Genomic DNA, 21,292 nt, shown 5'->3' on the forward strand with positions numbered 1-21,292 from the left:
TCCTCCTGAGGGGCATTAATTTCGGCTACTGGGCCGTGACCAATCCTTCGCGCCTTGGGTCGGCTCCGCCTTCCAAGGTGCCACTATCGATAACAATACCGTGTATACCAGAGGTTAAGTCACGAATATTCACTTTATATCCCATCTCTTCAAGTGCCGGTTTGAAACTTTCCGCGTCAGTCCCTGCTTCAAGATCATAAGTGCCAAATCGGTTGACGAGGTGCGGTAAGTCGATGGCAGATTGGATATCTAGCCCCCAATCGAGATGCGCAACTAGCGTTTTGGCAACATAACCGATGATTCGGCTACCACCTGGCGAGCCGACAGCCATATAAGGTTTGCCATCGCGCATCACGATAGTGGGTGCCATGGATGAACGAGGACGTTTGCCCGGCTCAACACGGTTGGCAATCGGCACGCCATTTTTGTGGGTGGCGAAGGAGAAGTCGGTCAGTTCGTTGTTGAGCAGGAAACCGCGTGTCATCAAGCGTGAGCCAAAGCCGTTTTCGATCGTGGTGGTGATAGAGACGATATTGCCCGCTTTATCCACGATGGAGAAATGGCTGGTGGAAGGTAGTTCGATGGATTGGTCATCAGCCAATAGTGGTGTGTGCTTGGCATGGCTAAATTGGGGCGTACCGGGAGCAATGTCTGTCATTGCCCCTTCTTCAGGAATCAAGTCAGCACGTGCTTTGAGGTATTCTGGCGCCAATAGTCCTTCTGTTGGTACGGGGACAAAATCGGCATCGGCAATGTAGCGTCCTCTGTCGGCGAAGGCCAATCGAGAAGCGTCACCGAGTAAGCGCCAACTCTCTGGGTTGTCTTTACCCAAGGTTTTCATTGGGAAGTGACTGACGATGCCAAGGATTTGGCCAACGGTAATTCCGCCTGAGGTCGGGGGGCCCATGCCACACACGCGATATTGGTGGTAAGGCGCACATACGGGATCGCGCTCGATGATGCGGTAACTGGCCAAGTCATCTTTGCTCAACACGCCGGGGTTACCCGCGGCGTTTTGTACCGTCGCGACGATGTCATCCGCAATAGGGCCTTGATAGAAGTTGTCGACATCTTCGGCCACCATTTTTAACGTGCTGGCGTACTCAAGGTTCACTAAGCGATCGCCAATGCTGAGCGGATGCCCGTTGTCGTCAAAGAAGTATTGATGCGTGGCGGGATAGCGACGCAGCCTGTCGGCATCTCCTTCAATCAAGGCGGCTAGACGCGGTGAGACTTCAAAACCGGCTTGCGCCAACTCGATGGCTGGCGTGAGTACGGCGCGCCAAGACAAGTTGCCGTATTTCGCGTGGGTATCATGCATCAAGCGCAATGTGCCTGGTGTACCGACTGAACGGCCTCCCACAACAGCATCGTAAAATTTAAGCGGCTCGCCATCTTCATTGAGAAACAATGTGGGCGTGGCGTCGATTGGCGCAGTTTCACGACCGTCGAAGGTTGTGAGTGCTTGTGCCTCGTTGTCCCAATACACCAAAAATGCACCGCCACCTATCCCTGAGCTTTGTGGCTCAACCAAACCCAGCACGGTTTGCACGGCAACCATCGCATCGATGGCATTACCGCCGGACTTGAGAATGGCTTCCGCTGCTTTGCTGGCATGGGGGTTGGCCGACGCCACCATCCATTCGGTGCCTTTTACGCTTTTTCGCATCACACTGCCGGTGGCAAGTTCGGGGGCAATGGCATCGGTAATTTGGCCTTCAGCGGTGGCGTTAGCTGTACCTGTCATCATCAGGCTAAGTGCCAATGCGGAGAAGAGTCGGGAAGGGTGCAGTTTCATTCGAATTCCTTTTAACGCCAAAACGGTTGGTCCTTGAGTATAGTTCGGCAATGGGCGAGAGGGGTGTAGGATTAACGAGGCAAGGCCTTAAATTCTCTAGTAAGGGCAGCAGGATACAAAAATACGACGCGTATAAAAAAAACGGCACCTTACGGTGCCGTTGCTTTTATCTTTGACCTACTTGTGTTGCGCGCGTTGTTTCTTTTGGTGCCTGATGGCATCGAAGGTGAAAATGATGAGCGCCGTCCAAATAAACATAAATGTCGTGGCCTTATCGGCGGTAAAAGGCTCGGCATAAAGCCCCACTGCCAACATAAACATGAGGGTGGGGCCGATATATTGGAAAAAGCCGAGCGTTGATAACCGCAGTTTGGTCGCGGCGCCGTTAAAGCACAGCAATGGCAAGGTGGTGACGATGCCGGCGGCGATCAGCAGCAAATTCATGGTCCAACTGTTGTCGAGCATGTTTGACGTGCTGCTATCGGCAATAAAGAGCAAATAAATGGCCGACGCAGGCAATAGCACGGCGGTTTCAATGAACAAGCCAGTGGCAGCATCGACATTAATTTTTTTACGCAGCAGGCCGTAACAACCAAAGCTGCATGCCAATACCAGCGCCACCCAAGGCAGTGAACCAAAGGTGATGACTTGGATAGCGACGCCAGAAAACGCTAAGACTACGGCCACCCACTGTAAGCGGCGAAAGCGCTCACCCAAAAACACCATGCCGAGAACCACGTTAATTAACGGGTTGATGTAATAGCCAAGGCTTGCGTCCAGCATGTGGTTGTTACCCACGGCCCATATGAAAATGAGCCAGTTGGCGGCAATAACCACCGCCGTGACGGTTAAAAGTGCTAAACGTTTTTTGTCTTTGAGAAGCAGCTTTACACGTGCAAAACCGCCGCTCATCTTCACAATGATGGCGAGAAAGAAGAAAGACCACAGTATACGGTGCATCACGACTTCTAATGCGGGAACGTCAGTTAACGCTTTAAAGTAGATTGGAGCGACGCCCCACATGGTGTAAGCACCAAGGGCGAGTAAAACGCCTCGGCGTGTTTGTTGCGCATCATTCACTGCGAGATCTCAACATTCGATTTAGGATAAAGAGCAAAAACCGCCAAAAGGCGGCGCGGGCAGCAAAAAATAAGGTGTATTTGTGGGTGGCCTAGTGTGTAAATGCCATATTACACAAAAATCTAAACGGTTTAGCTGCAACAATCAGTATATGGAGGACGCATGACTAAGCACACCTTTATGGTGACATATTGTTGAGAAAGTCGTGTGCAATGGCGGCATGGCTTTCAACATTGGCGTCGGACGTTTAGAATGAGCGCCAATTCATTAAAGAGAGGCATCATGACCGTCACTGATTCAGCCGCACAAGCGCCGGAGCTTGCCCAAGACGAATCTGTTCTGCAGTCGGTGTTTGGCTATCACAGCTACCGAGACGGTCAAAAGGAAGTCATTGATGCCGCTATTGCGGGTCAAGATTGCCTTGTCATTATGCCAACAGGTGGTGGTAAGAGCCTGTGCTACCAAATTCCTGCTTTGGTGCGTGAAGGCCTAACGATTGTTATCTCTCCACTGATCTCACTGATGAAAGATCAGGTTGACCAATTGCTCGCCAATGGCGTGCAAGCTGCGTGTATTAACTCATCAATGCGCCCTGAAGCCCAAGCGGCAACGTGGCAGTCGTTGCGTGAAGGCAACTTATCTTTGCTGTACGTGTCGCCTGAACGCGTGTTAATGCGCGATTTCATTGAGCGTTTACAGACCACCCAAATTGGGTTGATCGCGGTCGATGAAGCGCACTGTATCTCTCAATGGGGACACGACTTCCGTCCTGAATACGCGCAACTTGGTAGCCTGAAACAACATTTCCCTGATGCGCCAGTGATGGCTTTGACCGCCACGGCGGATGACACCACACGTCAGGATATTTGTTCTCGCCTTGCTTTAGAGGCGCCCCATACCTTTCTTGGCAGCTTCGATCGCCCCAATATTCGTTACACCTTGATCGAAAAGCACAAACCGTTGGCGCAAGTGACCCAGTTTCTCGCCGGACAAAGCGGGCAAAGTGGCATCATTTATTGCAGCAGCCGTAAAAAAGTCGAGCAAGTGGCCGAAAAGCTGTGCGATCAAAATCTGCGCGCCGCGGCTTACCATGCGGGCATGAGCAATGAACAACGTGCATGGGTACAAGAAGCCTTTCAGCGAGATGATGTACAAATTGTGGTGGCGACCGTCGCGTTTGGCATGGGTATCAACAAACCCAATGTACGCTTCGTGGTGCATCACGATATTCCCCGCAATATTGAATCCTATTATCAGGAAACCGGACGCGCAGGGCGTGACGGCTTGCCTGCTGAAGCTGTGATGTTTTATGACCCGTCAGACATTGGCTGGTTACATCGCTGCTTGGAAGAAAAACCGGAAGGGCCGCAAAAGCAAGTTGAAAGCCATAAGCTCAATGCCATGGGCGCATTTGCGGAAGCGCTGACGTGCCGTCGCTTGGTTTTACTCAATTACTTTGGCGAATACCGAGAAAAGCCCTGTGGTAACTGTGATATTTGCTTAGACCCGCCGACCTTGTTTGACGGCACTGAGCAGGCGCAAAAAGCGCTGTCTTGCGTGTATCGCGTTAATCAAAGCTTTGGTGTGGGCTACACGGTTGAAGTGTTGCGCGGCATGCAAAATCAGCGCGTGAAAGACCACGGGCACGATAAGATCAGTACCTATGGCTTGGGCAAAGACCACAGCCATGAATATTGGGTGAGTATTTTTCGCCAGTTGATCCATCGTGGTTACTTGATGCAGAACATTGCGCGTAGCTCGGTGCTGCAACTGACCGAAGAAGCTCGTCCTGTGTTACGTGGCGAAACCGCACTGGAATTGGCGGTACCGCGTTTGGGCCTGTCGCCACGAAGCAAAGCCGATAAGCTGGGTAAACGAAACTACGATAAGAAGCTGTTTGCCAAGCTACGTAAGTTGCGTAAAGCCATTGCGGATCAAGAAGACATTCCGCCATATGTGGTGTTTAACGACGCGACCTTGATAGAGATGGCAGAAATGATCCCAACCTCTCAAGGTGAGTTGCTCGCGGTGAATGGCGTTGGTCAGCGTAAGCTCGAAAAATACGGCAACGCATTTTTGGATGTGATTGAAGACCACATCACGCTCAATCCGGATGATGTGAGTTATGGATAACCGCAATCTTGCTTTAACTGACGAGTTAGCGTCAAACAACGAATTAGTGCTCTCGCATTTCGATGCCAATGAAGGACGTCTAGTGATGGCGGCGGATGCTTTGAATTTCGACAACGCCGCGTCGTTTCTCGACAGTTTTTGTCAGCTCATTGGTGCCACGCCAGAAGAGAAACAGACCGATGCAGATTTGCATTCATGGCTGGTGGACTTTGAAGGGGTCACTTTCTTGCTGAAAGCCGAGCATTACAGCGCTAGCATTTGGTTGGAGCGTCTAGGTAAAGAAGGGGATGAAGAACTCGCCTTTTTGCACCGCTGGTTAGGCCTGCAGTTAACGGCTTCCTGATTAAACTTCTCTGATTGCTGACCCTTGCAAAGACGGTTGGCAAGCGCATAATTTGCTGTATAATTCGCCACCTTCTTTATGCTGCCGATGTGCAACATGAAGGAGATAAATCATGTGCCGAGCCGAAGGCTTGGCATAAATAGTACGTTTGGGTTCCCTCGCCCCCAATGACAAAAAGGTTCACAATGAGCACTTTTACGCCCGCGCAACAGCGCAACGCCCTCTCTTACTTGGTGGTTTTCCACCTTGTTATCATTGCGTCAAGCAACTATCTGGTACAACTGCCGTTCACCATTTTTGGTTTTCACACCACGTGGGGCGCATTTACCTTTCCGTTTATCTTTTTGGCGACCGATCTGACTGTCCGTATTTTCGGTGCAGGCATGGCACGTAAGATTATTTTCAGTGTGATGGTGCCATCGCTACTGATTTCCTATGTGCTATCGGTGTTGTTCTATCAAGGACAGTACCAAGGTATTGCAGATCTCACCGTGTTTAACCTGTTTGTTGCACGTATTGCCGTAGCAAGCTTCATGGCTTATATGCTGGGGCAAATCCTCGACATTCACGTGTTTAACCGACTCCGTCAAACGAAAAAATGGTGGGTTGCCCCAAGCTGTTCGACCATTTTTGGTAACGCCATTGATACGTTGGCCTTCTTCGCCATTGCGTTTTACAACAGCCCAGACGCCTTCATGGCAGAGAACTGGACGGAAATCGCCGTGGTGGATTACTTCTTCAAACTGGTGATCAGCCTTGGTTTGTTTGTGCCAATGTACGGTGTGTTGTTGAACTACCTAGTAGGTCGAATGACACGTGTTAACGAAGCGGCGCAAACCAAGCTGGTTTAGCGTTCGTTAACGCGAAAGCAATGAGGGTAATAAAGGCCGATCGCAAGATCGGCTTTTTTGTGCGTGAGTTTTGATTTCAACCAGTTGATTGTGGCTCGTATATACTCGAGAAAGAGATGTATACCCAAACAACCTCAAGATGCTCACTGAATCCTGCATCTTCAGGTTGCTTGGGTATATGCATACGGCATCGTAAAGGAAAGTGTCATGATAATTCGAGAAGGCACGTTGGCAGAAGCCATCGAAGTGCTAGGTAAAATTGAGGAATTTGCGCGTTCAGAAACTTTGGGTTCGCTCAAAAAGCGCCTTGGTGATAAGCCTTACTTGGTGTTGGTTGCTGAGCATGATGGGCAGTTATGTGGTGTAAAAATTGGCTATCAGTTGGATGAAGATTGCTTTTATAGCTGGTTAGGGGGCGTGACAGACCACGGCCGCCGTCGCGGGATTGCGCAGTCTTTACTGCAGATGCAAGAACGCTGGGTTGCCCAGCATGGCTACACCAGCCTAAGAGTGAAGTCGCGTAACTGCTTTGCGGGCATGCTGTGTTTGCTGCTGAACAACCATTACCAGATTGAGCATTTAGAGAAGAAGGACGCGTTGGATCAGTATCGCCTCCATTTTGTGAAGAAAATCACACCAAGCGAATGAAAGGCTGAAAACATATAATAATGACTAGCAAATGCTAATGAGAATGATTACTATTTATTTCGTTCGATAGCGAAGGCAATCTTCGCTAAAGAACACACGACATTGCTCACATTGCTTCCAGTATATGTATTTGCATGAAACAGCCGATGTATATCGCGCCGTTTTACTCATGCAGGCGACACCCACTCGGTGTCGCCTTTTTCTTTTCTAGCGCTAAATATTCAACTCGCGTCATCCTTACCTTTCCAATCAGGCGATATCCACGAGTTTGGCAACGAGTTTGTTGATGCCCGATGCGGCCTCACTGACAGATGTCGCGAGCATATAGGCAGGTGTAGACAGTAATCGTCGACTTTGATCCAGTACGAAATCATCAACCGGGCACTGGATATGTTCGCCGCCCATGGCCTCAAATGCCGCGGCGGTTTCTGGATCCGATCCAATGGTGCCTTTGGCGCCGGGACCATAGACTTTCGGGATCAGAATTGGGGAAATACAGATATAACCCGCGGGCTTTTCGGCAGTCGCAAACGCTTTGCAGATATGTAGTACATCCTCCTGAACCGTCATGGAGGATCCATTTACCGCAAAATCACTGAGATTTTTTGCCACGCCAAAACCGCCAGGCAGTAACAAGGCATCATATTCAGTTGGATCTAGCTCAGTGAGCGGGGAGATTTCCCCACGGCAAATTCGTGCGGCTTCTTGGAGTGTGTTACGCGACTCGCCAGTTGGCGCTCCGGCATGATGGTTGATCACATGGTGTTGCTCTTCGTCAGGTGCAAAACAATGCCAACTGGCACCTGCTTGTTCTATGGCTAATAGGGATAACACGACTTCTTGGATTTCAGAACCGTCGTATACGCCACAGCCGGCTAAGATGACTGCCACTTTTTTCACTAATGCTTCCTCATCGTCAAGAATTACCTCACCAAGGCGCGGCGAGGTTTCGCTGAATAAATCATCAAACAAAGCCTAGTCTATGAGCAAAATGATGATCATTTGAATCCCTGTTGCTCACAGAATTTAGGGTTGCTTTGTGAAATATATTTCGATGAAGGGATCTGTGTACAATTTCTTTTTCCACAGTCGATGATCGAGAAACGATCCTGATCAGGATCAATGACTTACACTTAAGCTCATAAAAACAAAGAATTTAATTTTTGATTTTGGCTGTTATTTACGCATGATCTGAAAGGGCGAAAATAAATACCAACAAACTTATCCACAGTGAAAGCTAGGGGCTGCTGGGATGACATCATTTATGCACAGGGTGGTTTTCAGCTTCGTAGGTCGTATGACAGTTGAGCACATTAGCCCGCCAATGTTGCCACCAATAAGAAGGCAGTGTCGGCTTTCTGAGGCTATAGATCGAAATCGCGGGTTAACAGAATTGGCGAGTCGTGGCATCCTAGCTCATCAATCATTTTCTGGTTAGCTTATAACGTTATGGCGACGACTTCTGACAGTCCGTTGATTCTGGTCGACGGCTCCTCTTATCTTTACCGCGCGTACCACGCATCCCCTAATCTGACGAGCCCTAAAGGTGAACCGACAGGGGCGATTTATGGCGTCGTTAACATGCTACGCAGTTTGGTAAAACAATACCCAACGTCGAATGTCACGGTGATCTTTGATGCGAAAGGCAAAACCTTCCGCGATGATATGTATTCGGAATATAAGGCGCATCGTCCTCCAATGCCTGATGATCTGCGTGGGCAAATAGCGCCACTGCATGCGATCATTGAAGCCATGGGTTTCCCTATGATGGTGATCGAAGGCGTTGAAGCCGATGACGTGATCGGCACGCTAGCTACCCAAGGCTCAAAGGCTGGCATGCCTATCTTGATCAGCACCGGTGATAAAGACATGGCGCAGTTGGTGGATGAAAACGTCACCCTGATCAACACCATGACCAATGTCATCATGACACCTCAAGGTGTGCATGATAAATACGGCTTTGGCCCTGAATACATCATCGATTATCTGGCACTGATGGGCGATAAAGTCGATAACATTCCGGGTGTTCCAGGCGTCGGTGATAAAACCGCGACGGCACTGATTGCCGGTATCGGTGGATTGGAAGAGCTGTACGCTAACCTTGATAAAATCGCCGCGCTTGGCTTTCGTGGTTCGAAGACCATGGCGAAGAAGCTGGAAGACAACAAAGAGGAAGCTCACCTCTCATATCAACTTGCCACCATCAAGCTGGATTGCGAACTGCCTTTCACGCCGGAAGCACTTATTAACCGTGAACCCGATAACGCCAAACTGGTGGGATTGTTCACTGAGCTGAACTTCAAGCGTTGGCTTGCCGAAGCACAAAGTGGCAATGCTGGCATGAATGCAGTTGCCGAGCGTGCCGTAACATCCGGTGCGTCAGCGAGTTCTGAAAAGAAAGAGGCAGCAAGCTTCTCCGCAGCGAGTATTGACCGCAGCCAGTACGAAACGATTCTGACAGAAGACGCGTTCCGAGTGTGGATGGATAAGCTGCGCAGCGCAGACGTTGTCGCCTTTGATACCGAAACCGACAGCTTAGATTACATGGTTGCCAACTTAGTCGGCCTCTCTTTTGCTGTTGCAGAAGGCGAAGCCGCTTATCTGCCAGTTGCACACGATTACTTGGATGCCCCTCAGCAGATCGATAGAGACTGGGTGCTGGCTGAAATGAAAGCGTGGCTTGAAGATGCGGGCGCACTGAAAGTCGGCCAGAATCTGAAATATGATTCGAGCGTGTTAGCACGCTACGACATTGCCATGAAAGGCATTGCTTACGACACCATGCTTGAGTCTTACGTCTTTAATAGCGTGGCAGGCCGCCATGATATGGACAGCCTCGCACTGCGTTATCTGCAACATACCTGCATTAGCTTTGAAGAGATTGCGGGCAAAGGTAAAAAGCAGCTGACCTTCAACCAAATCGACATGGATCAAGCAGCGCCGTATGCGGCAGAAGATGCCGATGTGACGTTACGACTGCACAACGTGTTGATGGCGCACCTGCAACAAGATGACAAACTGAAAACCATTTTCGAGCAATACGAAATGCCATTGGTGCCAGTCCTGTCTCGCATTGAACGCCATGGCGTGTTGATTGATAGCGACATGCTGGGCAAGCAGTCTCAAGAAATTGCGTTGCGTCTGGACGTACTTGAAAAAGAGACCTTTGAGCTGGCAGGCGAAGAATTCAACTTAAGCTCACCAAAACAGCTTCAAGTTATCCTGTTTGAAAAGATGGGTTTGCCTGTTATCAAGAAAACGCCGTCTGGCACTCCATCAACCAATGAAGAAGTGCTGCAAGAATTGGCGTTGGATTACCCTCTGCCAAAACGCATTTTGGAATACCGTGGTTTGGCGAAGCTGAAATCCACTTACACGGACAAACTGCCTAAGATGGTGAATCCGGCCACCAAACGTGTGCATACCTCTTATCATCAGGCAGTGACAGCAACGGGGCGCTTGTCTTCAACCGATCCTAACTTGCAGAACATTCCTATTCGTAATCAAGAAGGTCGTCGTATTCGCCAAGCGTTTATTGCCCCTGCAGGTAAAACCATACTGGCGGTCGATTACTCTCAAATTGAACTTCGTATCATGGCGCACCTATCGGGAGATGAAGCGCTGCTTGAAGCTTTCCGTCATGGTAAAGACATTCACAGTGCCACCGCAGCAGAAGTGATGGGCGTTGAGATAAGCGAAGTGACCTCAGAAATGCGTCGCCGCGCGAAAGCGATTAACTTTGGTTTGATTTATGGCATGAGTGCGTTTGGTCTTGCGAAGCAACTAGGCATCCCTCGTGGCGAAGCGCAGCAGTATATGGAACGTTACTTTGAGCGCTACCCGGGGGTTCTGCAGTATATGGAAGCCACACGCTTGCAAGCCGCAGAGCAAGGTTATGTTGAAACCATTTTTGGTCGTCGTTTACATCTTCCTGAAATCAATTCAAGCAATGGCATGCGTCGTAAAGGGGCTGAGCGCGCTGCGATCAACGCACCAATGCAAGGCACAGCGGCAGACATCATCAAACGAGCGATGATTTTGGTTGATAGCTGGATTGGGCAACAACCGGCAGGGCGCGTTGCGTTGATCATGCAAGTACACGATGAATTGGTGTTGGAAGTAGATACCGAACACTTGTCTGACGTAGAACAACAGGTTTGTAAGTTAATGGAATCTGCAGCTTTGCTTGATGTTCCCTTGGTTGCAGACGCTGGTAGCGGCGAAAACTGGGATCAAGCCCACTAATTCAATGCGCTAGTGCTCGGTCAGATCACATAACAACTTAAATTCTATAGCGAAAAAAGCCTGCGAAAGCAGGCTTTTTTATTGATGTAATGAAACATTATGAACACAACTGGCCCTAAATTTTATAATTTGATGAAAAAAAACTACGTAAAGGGTTTTCTTAAACGGCCAATTGATATACAGTTACTGACGTAGGGTACAGAGGTAAGATGTTCTATCTTTCAGACCTTTTGTTTCACGTTATTGGATTTGGCTGATTCAGCAGCCCCGGTTGATGTATGTCGACCGGGGCATTTTTTATTGTACCAACCCTCGCTACTCACCCCGTCTTAACTTCTATTTATATCCATATTAAACAGGCACTTAATTCCTTCATTTGTTAGGGTTAGAATTTTATTACGCTTTATTAGAGTAATTGCTTTAAATTGAGGGCGGCGAAGCTATAATAGTTTCCGCTTCTTGTTCTTGATGTGGTTGGGGTGATCGGTGTTTTCTTTTTCCTGATGGCCCTCACGTTATTTATGGCCGATCTGATTATTCAGGTCGGTCTTTTTTTATCCATCGAAACTGTAATTAAATTCCAGCTCAGGTTTCACGAGGCATCCTTATGTTGTCATTGATATTTATCTACTAAAAATAAGTTTTCAACAAAGGACGTTGGCGTAGAGAAATCATGCGTTTATTGGCAAATTAAGAGATGGTGTATGGATTTGAGGGCGAAGTGGGTAGGTTTGTCGGCAGGGGTAACTTGCGGATAGTCAGATGTTGGATGACACTCAAAACATAACAAATAAGAAAAAACCTCCTATTTCTCTCCCGTTACCCCACCTTAAGGTGGGGTTTTATTTGTCTGCTATTCAAACAAATGGGTTACTCAGACGCTTCGCCTGTGTCAGTCGCTGGGTTTGCGTCTGCATCAATAAGTGCATCGTCAGCCGTTTCGACATCAGTTTCAAATACAGGGAAGTACCAGCTATCGAGCTTCTTACGCAGCTTGTCGACACCAATCCCTTTGAGCGAAGAATAAAGCTCAACTTCTACGTTGCCACCAAAATCAACCGCTGCTGCGCGAACTTTCGTGAGCTCCGCTTTGCGAGCGCCGCTTTTCAGCTTGTCACATTTAGTGAGTAGCGCGAGCACTGGCAGGTTTGAATCAACGGCCCAGAAGATAATTTGCTGATCAAGCTCTCTCAGAGGATGACGAATATCCATCAACACAACCAACCCTTTCAGTTGTTCACGTTTTTGCAGATATTCACCTAAAGATTGCTGCCACTTTTTCTTCATTTCCAACGGTACTTGCGCGAAACCATAGCCCGGCAAGTCGACGATGTGACATCCCTCATCCACTTTAAACAAGTTGATCAATTGTGTGCGACCCGGCGTTTTACTCACCTTAACCAAGCTTTTATGATCACAAAGTCGATTAATTGAGCTAGATTTACCAGCATTAGAGCGACCCGCAAACGCGACCTCTATACCAGTATCTGGCGGCAAGTGCCTGATATCTGGGGCACTGGTGATAAAGTGTGTGTTGCGATAGTTGAGTGAAGGATTCACTGTTAACTCCGTCTCGACTTTATGTAGTCGATTGATTACTTTTATGTGAAATTGTGTAAAATGACCGTGCTCGGTTTTTGCTCGATGATTGTATCATGATGGCGTGGGCATCGTGGTATGGAAGCTTGATAATTATAAATGGAATGTCATGAAGAAATTAGCGCTACTACTCACTTTAATTGCGAGTTTTACCGCCTATGCACAGGGTGATGCAGAAGCAGGTAAAGCAAAATCAACCACTTGTGCCGCTTGTCACGGTCCTGACGGTAACAGCTTAATTCCGGCAAACCCCGTTCTGGCAGGTCAACACGAAAAATACCTGTTTAAGCAACTTAAAGAATTTAAGCTCGGTATGACGACAGGTGGTGAACAAGGTCGTTACAACGCAGTAATGGCTGGCATGGTCGCAGCACTGTCTGAGCAAGACATGGCAGATTTAGCCGCTTACTACGCAACTCAAACGGCAAAACCGGGCGTCACGCCTGAGTCGACCATTGAATTGGGTGAGCAGCTTTACCTCGCGGGTGACACCGAACGTGGTATTGCATCATGCATTGCTTGTCACGGTCCTCGTGGCAATGGCACATCATTATCAGGGTTCCCTAAAATCTCCGGTCAGCATGCTGACTATGTGAAAGCCCAATTGATGGCCTTCCGCGACGGAACTCGAAACAACGATCTGAACGGCATGATGGGTATTGTGTCAGCCAAACTGTCAGACGAAGAAATTGATGCTATTTCAAAATATGTTGGCGGACTGCACTAATTAACCAGTGTGTTAGCACGTGAAATAGTCGAAAAGGCAGCGCAAGCTGCCTTTTTTACGTTCAGTAATACCGTTTTTCTCAATGCGCTGTAAGTGATTGTCCATCCTGCGGTGAGTTTCTTGCCTAAATACTTGCCCGTTTTTATTTTTTTCGCCTATCTTTCAGTTAGATATTGTTATTGATGATTTCAACTATATTGGAATTGTGAGTTCGCGCCTATTTTGTGATTAGGATTGGCGTAGAATTATTTTTGTCGACAGGATACATGACACGGATAAAGGACAGTCAGGACGACTTAGGCAGGGCTGCCACAGGATTCAAACGGATTTAGGCTTAGGAAAAGCCATAGTCACTCGGATGTGTAGCGTCAGGATGACCAACAGCGTGAAGGAATCACGTGTTAGAAGGACACCTACTAGGACGGTAGCAAGGACACGCGCCAGGACGGCGAAGACAACAGGACGTTGCGAGTTTAACTCAAATAAAAAATGGCAGGACGCCCCTATTACAAACGGAAATTTGTTCACTGGGATGTGGCATTACTGTTAGGGATTAAAGCGGTACAATCCGTTCATTAGAACGCTCTAGAGCGACAGGCTTAGCCTGTCGCTTTTTTCTTATCCATCTTTCTGTTACATTTCCGCCATTCACTTTGGTGTAGAAATCTCCAATGACCCTTGATTGCCCGCTTTGTCGTTCGACAGAAATCGTCGACTTTGAGCAGGATAAACGTCGCCGATATTTCCGTTGTGTACCTTGTTCACTGGTTTTCGCCGACCCAGCTAGCCGGCTTTCACCGGAAGAAGAGAAAGCGCATTACGACCTGCATGAGAATACGGCGGAGGATGAAGGCTATCGCCGATTTCTGAGCCGTGTTGCCACACCACTGAGCGAAAAGCTTGGTATGGCTTCTAAGCAAGGCTTAGACTTTGGGTGTGGACCCGGCCCCGTGTTAGCCAGCATGCTGGCGGATAAAGGGCATGTTATGTCGATTTACGATCCGTATTTCTCACCCAACGCGACTGTGTTGGAGACGCAATATGATTTCGTTACCTGTACCGAAGCGATTGAACACTTTTATTTGCCTCACAAGGAATGGGGACTGTTACTGAGTCTGGTTAAGCCTGGAGGCTGGTTGGCAATCATGACCAAGCTCGTTATTGATGCGGATGCGTTTAAGCATTGGCATTACAAGAATGACCCAACCCACGTGAGTTTTTTTAGTCGCGAAACGTTCTGTTTTTTGGCAGACCGAGATGGTCTTGACGTGGACTTTGTTGGTAACGACGTAATTTTACTGAGGAAGAAAAATCCATGACCCGCAAGAAGAAAGCTCGCAAAGTCGGCTCTGAAGGTCCAGCGCAATACAAAGATCGTTCATTGAGCACAGACGACATTGCAGCATTGGCGGCAAAGCGTAAAAACAGACGTAAAGGTCTGAAAGCAGGCTCACGCCATTCAGATGGTACCGTTGAGAAACAACGCGCAGTACACGCACAGCGTGACCCGCGTTTGGGTAGCAAAACAGCGGTTCCTTTGATTGTTGAGCAAAAACCACATCCTAAATCAGCTGCGGGCAAAAAAGTGCGCCGCATCAGTGCTGAGAAAGAATTGGAGATGTTGGAAAACGACGCACAACTAAATGTGTTGTTAGACCGTATTGAAAACGGAGAGAAGCTCGGTGCAGGCTTGCAAAGCTATGTGGATGAGAAACTCGACCGTCTTGAAGTGCTGATGAAGCAACTGGGCTTGTTCGATCAAGAAGAACCAGAAGCGACTGAAGCGCCGAAGAAAGCAAAACGCCGTGGCGATGATGATCTGCTGGCGGAGTTTGAAAACGTCAAATTTGATCAGGAGTAAATGTTGGAGACTCTACCTTTAGGTGTTCTGGCACTAGGCGGTGCCATTATTTTGGGGTTAGCGATTTATGCAGGTTGGCTGTTGGCAAAACTACGCCATCAAACCAAGGTGCAGGCTGCGCAGATGGATGCTGCGATTAAACAACGTAACCTTAAAATCATAGAGAGTGTGGATGTGATAGCGATGGCCACCCTGCAAGAGCAGTGTGATATATCTGAAGCTGCCATTCGCCTTTATATGATCATGGACCACCTGCAAGGCGATAAGCGCGTTGATTATCCAACGCGCTTCCCAGCATTGTATGAGCTTTACGACGTCATCAAAGACATGCCTCGTGGCGAGGCACGTCAAGCGATGGAAAAGAAAGCACGTATGCAAGACAACATGATCCGCATGAAAGCGGAATCGCGTCTTCAGAAAGCCATTCATACTGAGCTGGAAGAGATCCTCGCGTTTACAGGGGCAAAAATGACCCCTATCCGTACTTTAGCGAGCTAATTGCTACGATCAAACCAACAGTTTTCCCTTCAACAATACGGGAAAGATTCATCCGCGACCGGAGAGTGTGTCAAAATACCGCTTTCCGGTTGTTCATTTTTGGCGGGAACGCAAATGTCTACACAGCAAATCATTTGGGATCAGGCGCTTATTGAGAAGTATAACTACTCAGGGCCTCGTTATACCTCTTATCCGACGGCATTAGAATTTCACGAAGTGTTCACTGATGCGGAATTTGATATGGCGTGTGCGCAGTATCCTGAGCGTAACTTGTCTTTGTATGTACATATTCCGTTCTGTCACACCCTTTGTTACTACTGTGGTTGTAACAAGGTGATTACTCGCCATGCGCACAAAGCCGATGAATACCTAGATTCGCTTGAGCTAGAGATCCGCCAGCGTGCCTACATGCTAGGCGATCGCAATGTGACTCAGTTGCACTGGGGCGGCGGTACACCCACTTTCTTAACCAAGCCTCAAATATCCCGACTGATGGGTTTGCTTCGTCAAGAATTCCGCTTAAGCAAAGATGCGGAAATCAGTATTGAGGTAGATCCACGCGAGATTGAACTCGACATGCTTGACCACCTTCGTGCTGAAGGGTTTAACCGTCTGAGTATTGGCGTGCAGGACTTCGATAAAGACGTCCAGAAAGCGGTTAACCGCGAGCAAGATGAAGATTTCATCAAGGCGTTAGTAGTGCGTGCGAAGGCGCTTGGCTTCCGTTCTACAAACCTTGATTTGATTTACGGCCTTCCGCACCAAAATGGTGCGTCGTTCGCAAAAACGCTCGCGCAAGTGCTAGAAATGAAGCCGGGTCGACTGTCCGTCTTCAACTATGCACACTTGCCGAGCTTGTTTGCCGCACAGCGCAAAATCAAAGATGCTGATTTGCCATCACCACAAGAGCGCCTTGGTATGCTTGAGCAAACCATTGGCACATTGACGGGGGCGGGCTACCAGTTCATTGGTATGGACCACTTTGCATTGCCTGACGATGAGTTGGCAATGGCGCAACGTGAAGGTATTTTGCACCGCAATTTCCAAGGTTATACCACGCAAGGCGATTGTGATTTGTTGGGCTTGGGCGTGTCAGCGATTTCCATGATTGGTGATTGCTATGCTCAAAACCAAAAAGAGCTGAAGAAGTACTACGCTCAGGTCGATGAGAAACGTCATGCGCTGTGGAAAGGTGTGATGCTCGATAGCAACGATTTGTTGCGTAGAGAAGTGATTAAATCCCTGATCTGTAATTTCTCGTTAGACAAGAAAGCGATTGAGCGTGATTACAGTGTTGTCTTTAATGAGTACTTTGCCGAAGATTTGGCGTTGCTCAAGTGCTTTATTGATGACGAGCTGGTGATTGTGGACGATAGCCACATTGAAGTAACGTTGAAAGGACGTTTGTTGATCCGCAATATTTGCATGTGCTTTGACACTTACTTGCGTGACCGAGCAAGACAGCAACAGTTTTCTCGTGTGATCTAATCACTGAGAAGTTGTTGAGCGTAAAACTGAAAAAAGCCGCAGTAGCGGCTTTTTTGGTATCTGGCGTTAGCGCTTATGCGCCGCTGCTGAGGCTAAATATCGCCAAGACAACAGCAAGGGCTGCGGCTGCCAGTTGACCTGGACCGGCTGCTGCCATTTCATTTAGGGTGAACAGTGCATCGAACATTATACGTCTCTTACTGCGTGTGATGACCAAGGCGTTGTCGCCGCCATAGTGCGAAAATTCGGCGGCATTGTACGTGACTTGTGAACAAAAAAACACCAGCTTTTGCTGGTGTTTTTAAATTTCACAATTAGCGGGTTTGGGTGTTTAACCGCGAGCCAACGCTTTTGCTTTGAGTTCCGCTTTCTCGCTGTCAGACAAGTAGGCTATCTCAAGGCCATTTTGTTGTAGCAAGGTGATCTGTTCCTGCGTTAGACCTGCCTGTGGGGCAGCCACTTCGTACTCGTAAGGTAGCTCAATACCAGATACCGCAGGGTCATCGGTATTAAGCGAAGCCAAGATACCATGGTCGAGGAAAGCTTTGACTGGGTGGCTCGCAAAGCTCTCAACGGTACTGGTTTGCACGTTTGATGTCAGTGCAGATTCGATACCAATGCGATGTTTCGCAAGGTAATCCATCAAGCTTGGGTCTTGAATGGCTTTCACGCCATGACCAATGCGAGTTGCGCCAAGCTCGTTAATGGCTTGCCACATGCTTTCAGCACCCGCTGCTTCACCTGCGTGCACAGTCACATTGAGGTTGGCTTGACGCACTTTAGCGAAGTGGTCATTGAATTGATGTCCCGGTTGGCCGAGTTCGTCGCCTGCTAAGTCAATTGCCACTAGGTGCTGCTTCAGTGCCAGCAACGCATCAAGCTCTTGCATGCACGCTTCCACACCAAAGGTGCGGCTCATGATGCCGATCAGGTTGGTTTTTACACCAAAATCACGGCTGCCGGCTTGTACACCATCGATCACGGCTTCAACCACGGCTTGGATTGGCAGGCCATGTTTCATCGCCATGTAGTAAGGGGAGAAGCGCAGTTCCGCGTAATCAATGCGTGCATTGAGTGCATCTTCTACGTTTTCGTAAGCCACACGGCGAACTGCGTCGAGATCGCCAAGGACTGCGACGCCCCAGTCTAGTTTCGATAAGAAGCCAACCAGATCAGGTTCGTTGGACATCACTTGAACATGCGGACGCAGTGCATCGACAGTGTCGGCAGGCAGTGTCATGCCGAACTTCTGACCCAGCTCCAAGATTGTGTTAATGCGAATGTTGCCATCAAGGTGACGGTGAAGATCCGTCAAAGGAAGGTGGGTTGCGATCATCTGAATATCCTTAAATCAACTTTTGGCAATTATACGAGCTATCGAGTAGCTCGTCAGTATGGCAAATAAACATAAACCGCCAATGAGGCGGTTTTGTTATCATTGTTAACCAAAACTGTTGAAATTCAGGCTGAGCTAAGGCATCTGCAACTCTTTGAGTTTGCGTGTTAAGGTATTTCGGCCCCAACCAAGCAGTTTGGCGGCTTCTTGTTTATGGCCCCGAGTATGATTCAGGGCTTCACGCAATAAGATACGCTCGAACTCAGGCAGGGCTTCTCGCAATAGATTGTCATCCCCTTGAACAAGTGAAGAGCGTGCCCATTGGGACAGTGCTTGTTGCCAAGAGTCGACGTCACCGCCAGCGGCGTTAACCTCAGGCTGCATTAATTCGGGCGGTAAATCTTCAGGCAGAATCTCTTTGCCACTGCCCATCACCGTTAACCAGCGACAAATGTTTTCCAGTTGTCTGACGTTACCCGGCCAAGGCAGGCCAGAAATCAGATCTAGGGTGGTCGAATGAAGCGACTTCACCTCGATATCTAGCTCGTCAGAGGCACGTTTTAGGAAGTGTTTGGCTAATTGTCCAATGTCCTGACGGCGCTCTCGCAGTGCTGGAAGATGAACTCGTATAACGTTAAGACGGTGAAATAAATCTTCACGGAAACTGCCTTCTGCCACCAGTCGCTCTAAGTGCTGGTGCGTAGCAGCGATGATGCGTACGTCTACCTTGATGGCTTGATGTCCACCCACGCGATAAAACTGACCATCAGCCAATACGCGCAACAGACGGGTTTGAATGTCTAACGGCATGTCGCCAATTTCATCCAGAAACAAGGTGCCACCGTTGGCTTGCTCGAAGCGACCTTGGCGCACACTGTTCGCACCGGTGAATGCGCCTTTTTCGTGGCCAAACAGTTCTGATTCGATCAAATCCTTTGGAATGGCTGCCATGTTCAGTGCAATAAACGAGTTGCTTGAACGTGGGCTATGACGGTGCAACGCATGCGCGACGAGTTCTTTACCTGTTCCCGACTCACCATTGATTAATACGGAAATGGAAGAACGGGATAAACGGCCAATCGCGCGAAACACTTCTTGCATGGAAGGCGCTTCACCGATGATTTCAGGAGCCGCTTCCATTGATTCTTTAGGCGAGCGCTGGCGTTTTTGTTCTTGGCTGTGGGATACCGCGCGCTCAACTAAGGCGACCGCTTCGTCAATGTCGAACGGTTTTGGCAGGTATTCAAACGCCCCTTTTTGGTAGGCGCTAACTGCGGCATCGAGATCGGAGTGCGCTGTCATGATAATGACAGGCAGGGTGGGATATTCGTCTTGCAGACGATTCAAAAGCGTAAAGCCGTCCGTACCCGGCATACGAATGTCCGAGACCAAGACGTCCGGTACTTCTCGATTAAGGCCATCTAATACGCTATCGGCATCGGCAAATGTTTCACACGCCATACCAGCAGCGTTCAATGTGCGTTCTAACACCCAGCGGATAGAGCTGTCGTCGTCAACGACCCAGATTAGTCCTTTGCTCATGTTCTCCCCTTAGCGTCGAATTGGTAACAAAATGGTGAAGGTGGTGTGTCCTGGCCAACTGTTGACGTAGATTTTGCCTTTGTGCTGATCGATAAGATTCCGCGTAATAGACAAACCTAATCCTGTGCCACCCGGTCGGCCTGACACCATGGGATAGAACAAGGTGTCTTGAAGTTCAGGGGCAATACCGGGACCGTTGTCTGATATGTCAATGCGAGCCGCGAGACGGTGGCGTTTACCGCCAATCACGACTTGATGCTCAGTGCGAGTACGCACCGTGATCTCAGCATTGGCGGTGTCTGCCAATATCTGTGCGGCATTGCTGACTACGTTCAGCACCGCTTGCTCCATTTGCTCTGGATCCATATCGATATCAGGCAAGCTTGGGTCGTAATCTCGAATGATGTCGACGTCGGTATTGCCGAGTTCTACCAGCAGGCGCACTTTTTCCAACACCACGTGAATATTTTCTTGTTGGCGATGCCCCGGTCGTTGTGGGCCAAGTAGGCGATCTACCAAGTTTCTTAAACGGTCAGCTTGCTCAATGATGATGCGGGTATATTCGCCAAGGCTAGGGTCTGGCAGCATTTTTTCCAGCAGTTGCGCCGCGCCGCGAAGCCCTCCGAGTGGGTTTTTGATTTCGTGGGCAAGCCCGCGTACTAACTCTTTAGCGGCTTGCTGTTGCGCTTGTTGTTGCAGCTCTTTGCTGATCTGCTGCTGGTGACCTATCGCTTTAATTTCAAGCAACATGGATGGGCTGCGTTGCCACATCAGCGGGCTGGCACTCAGTTCAACTTTTCTTTGGTGTCCATCGACCACCAAAGTGACATCACTGTCAGTCAGCCCTTGTCCATTGGCTAACGTCTCTTTCACATGCGCCAAATCAATGGAGCAGTGCTGAATAACATCCGAGAGAGGGTGTTCGCGTAATCGGCGTGCACTTAGGCACAAAAGCTGCTCCGCGGCAGGATTGGCATACGTGACGACGAGGTCGCTATCGAGCACCAAGATTGCCGTGATCAGGTTATCCATTACAGTTTCGGTCAGAGTGGCCACATCACCTTCCTATTTGGCTGCACCGTTATGGTGCAATCAAGTTTACTTGATTGTGCATGGTTGTGCAGCGATGAAAACGTGCTTTGC

18 protein-coding genes are annotated in these 21,292 nt (G+C 48.9%); 11 read left to right on the top strand and 7 right to left on the bottom strand.

Annotated elements, in window-relative coordinates; all coding sequences use genetic code 11:
• Window positions 1-25: 25 nt before the first annotated feature.
• Together ggt and rarD are read right to left on the bottom strand one after the other, a co-directional pair.
• Window positions 26-1,798, bottom strand: coding sequence for a gamma-glutamyltransferase (gene ggt, locus Q365_RS0115865; RefSeq protein ID WP_028024269.1), 1,773 nt, complete (start codon window positions 1,796-1,798; stop codon window positions 26-28).
• Between the two features lie 177 nt (window positions 1,799-1,975).
• Complete coding sequence (gene rarD / locus Q365_RS0115870) at window positions 1,976-2,878, bottom strand: EamA family transporter RarD (RefSeq protein ID WP_028024270.1); 903 nt, start codon at window positions 2,876-2,878, stop codon at window positions 1,976-1,978.
• A gap of 282 nt (window positions 2,879-3,160) precedes the next feature.
• On the opposite strand from rarD, the gene recQ reads away from it, so the two are divergent.
• The 4 genes from recQ (at window position 3,161) to Q365_RS0115890 (ending at window position 6,853) form a co-directional block, all read left to right on the top strand.
• Window positions 3,161-5,011 (top strand): ATP-dependent DNA helicase RecQ, encoded by a 1,851-nt coding sequence (gene recQ, locus Q365_RS0115875; RefSeq protein WP_028024271.1) that lies wholly within the window; start codon window positions 3,161-3,163, stop codon window positions 5,009-5,011.
• Window positions 5,004-5,354, top strand: coding sequence for a DUF3630 family protein (locus Q365_RS0115880; RefSeq protein WP_051563816.1), 351 nt, complete (start codon window positions 5,004-5,006; stop codon window positions 5,352-5,354). Before recQ ends, Q365_RS0115880 begins: the two co-directional genes overlap by 8 nt.
• Window positions 5,355-5,539: 185 nt before the next feature.
• A complete protein-coding gene (locus Q365_RS0115885; protein ID WP_028024273.1) occupies window positions 5,540-6,205 on the top strand; it encodes a 7-cyano-7-deazaguanine/7-aminomethyl-7-deazaguanine transporter in 666 nt (221 codons plus the stop codon).
• Window positions 6,206-6,412: 207 nt separating this feature from the next.
• A complete protein-coding gene (locus Q365_RS0115890) occupies window positions 6,413-6,853 on the top strand; it encodes a GNAT family N-acetyltransferase (RefSeq protein ID WP_028024274.1) in 441 nt (146 codons plus the stop codon).
• A gap of 249 nt (window positions 6,854-7,102) precedes the next feature.
• Here Q365_RS0115890 and elbB read toward each other — a convergent pair whose 3' ends face one another.
• Window positions 7,103-7,753 (bottom strand): isoprenoid biosynthesis glyoxalase ElbB, encoded by a 651-nt coding sequence (elbB, locus tag Q365_RS0115895; RefSeq protein WP_028024275.1) that lies wholly within the window; start codon window positions 7,751-7,753, stop codon window positions 7,103-7,105.
• Between the two features lie 549 nt (window positions 7,754-8,302).
• Here elbB and polA point away from each other — a divergent pair.
• Together polA and Q365_RS27520 are read left to right on the top strand one after the other, a co-directional pair.
• Window positions 8,303-11,098: a DNA polymerase I gene (polA, locus tag Q365_RS0115900; protein ID WP_028024276.1), complete on the top strand. Its 2,796-nt coding sequence runs from the start codon at window positions 8,303-8,305 to the stop codon at window positions 11,096-11,098.
• 209 nt (window positions 11,099-11,307) lie between these two features.
• A complete protein-coding gene (locus Q365_RS27520; RefSeq protein ID WP_438616993.1) occupies window positions 11,308-11,355 on the top strand; it encodes a hypothetical protein in 48 nt (15 codons plus the stop codon).
• A 613-nt stretch (window positions 11,356-11,968) separates the two neighbouring features.
• On the opposite strand, the gene yihA is transcribed toward Q365_RS27520, so the two are convergent.
• Complete coding sequence (gene yihA / locus Q365_RS0115905; protein WP_028024277.1) at window positions 11,969-12,658, bottom strand: ribosome biogenesis GTP-binding protein YihA/YsxC; 690 nt, start codon at window positions 12,656-12,658, stop codon at window positions 11,969-11,971.
• Between the two features lie 148 nt (window positions 12,659-12,806).
• Here yihA and Q365_RS0115910 point away from each other — a divergent pair, with 148 nt between their 5' ends.
• The 5 genes from Q365_RS0115910 (at window position 12,807) to hemN (ending at window position 17,271) form a co-directional block, all read left to right on the top strand.
• A complete protein-coding gene (locus tag Q365_RS0115910; protein WP_028024278.1) occupies window positions 12,807-13,424 on the top strand; it encodes a c-type cytochrome in 618 nt (205 codons plus the stop codon).
• A gap of 671 nt (window positions 13,425-14,095) precedes the next feature.
• On the top strand, window positions 14,096-14,743 hold the full coding sequence (locus Q365_RS0115915) for a class I SAM-dependent methyltransferase (RefSeq protein ID WP_028024279.1): 648 nt from the start codon (window positions 14,096-14,098) through the stop codon (window positions 14,741-14,743).
• Window positions 14,740-15,285 carry a Der GTPase-activating protein YihI gene (yihI, locus tag Q365_RS0115920; RefSeq protein ID WP_028024280.1) on the top strand — a complete coding sequence of 182 codons (546 nt, stop codon included), beginning with the start codon at window positions 14,740-14,742 and terminating at the stop codon, window positions 15,283-15,285. Before Q365_RS0115915 ends, yihI begins: the two co-directional genes overlap by 4 nt.
• Window positions 15,286-15,783 carry a DUF2489 domain-containing protein gene (locus Q365_RS0115925; RefSeq protein ID WP_028024281.1) on the top strand — a complete coding sequence of 166 codons (498 nt, stop codon included), beginning with the start codon at window positions 15,286-15,288 and terminating at the stop codon, window positions 15,781-15,783.
• 114 nt (window positions 15,784-15,897) lie between these two features.
• Window positions 15,898-17,271: an oxygen-independent coproporphyrinogen III oxidase gene (gene hemN / locus Q365_RS0115930; protein ID WP_035025181.1), complete on the top strand. Its 1,374-nt coding sequence runs from the start codon at window positions 15,898-15,900 to the stop codon at window positions 17,269-17,271.
• A 331-nt stretch (window positions 17,272-17,602) separates the two neighbouring features.
• Here the strand turns inward: hemN and add are convergent, their stop codons facing one another.
• The 3 genes from add to glnL all read right to left on the bottom strand — a co-directional run bounded on the left by add (window position 17,603) and on the right by glnL (window position 21,181).
• Window positions 17,603-18,607 carry an adenosine deaminase gene (add, locus tag Q365_RS0115940; RefSeq protein WP_028024283.1) on the bottom strand — a complete coding sequence of 335 codons (1,005 nt, stop codon included), beginning with the start codon at window positions 18,605-18,607 and terminating at the stop codon, window positions 17,603-17,605.
• A 135-nt stretch (window positions 18,608-18,742) separates the two neighbouring features.
• The gene (gene glnG / locus Q365_RS0115945) at window positions 18,743-20,149 is read right to left on the bottom strand and encodes a nitrogen regulation protein NR(I) (RefSeq protein WP_028024284.1); all 1,407 of its coding nucleotides are present in this window, start codon (window positions 20,147-20,149) and stop codon (window positions 18,743-18,745) included.
• Between the two features lie 9 nt (window positions 20,150-20,158).
• Window positions 20,159-21,181, bottom strand: coding sequence for a nitrogen regulation protein NR(II) (glnL, locus tag Q365_RS0115950; RefSeq protein WP_211254262.1), 1,023 nt, complete (start codon window positions 21,179-21,181; stop codon window positions 20,159-20,161).
• Window positions 21,182-21,292: the final 111 nt, after the last annotated feature.

It is taken from the genome of Enterovibrio calviensis DSM 14347 (genome assembly GCF_000621165.1).
Classification (GTDB): domain Bacteria; phylum Pseudomonadota; class Gammaproteobacteria; order Enterobacterales; family Vibrionaceae; genus Enterovibrio; species Enterovibrio calviensis.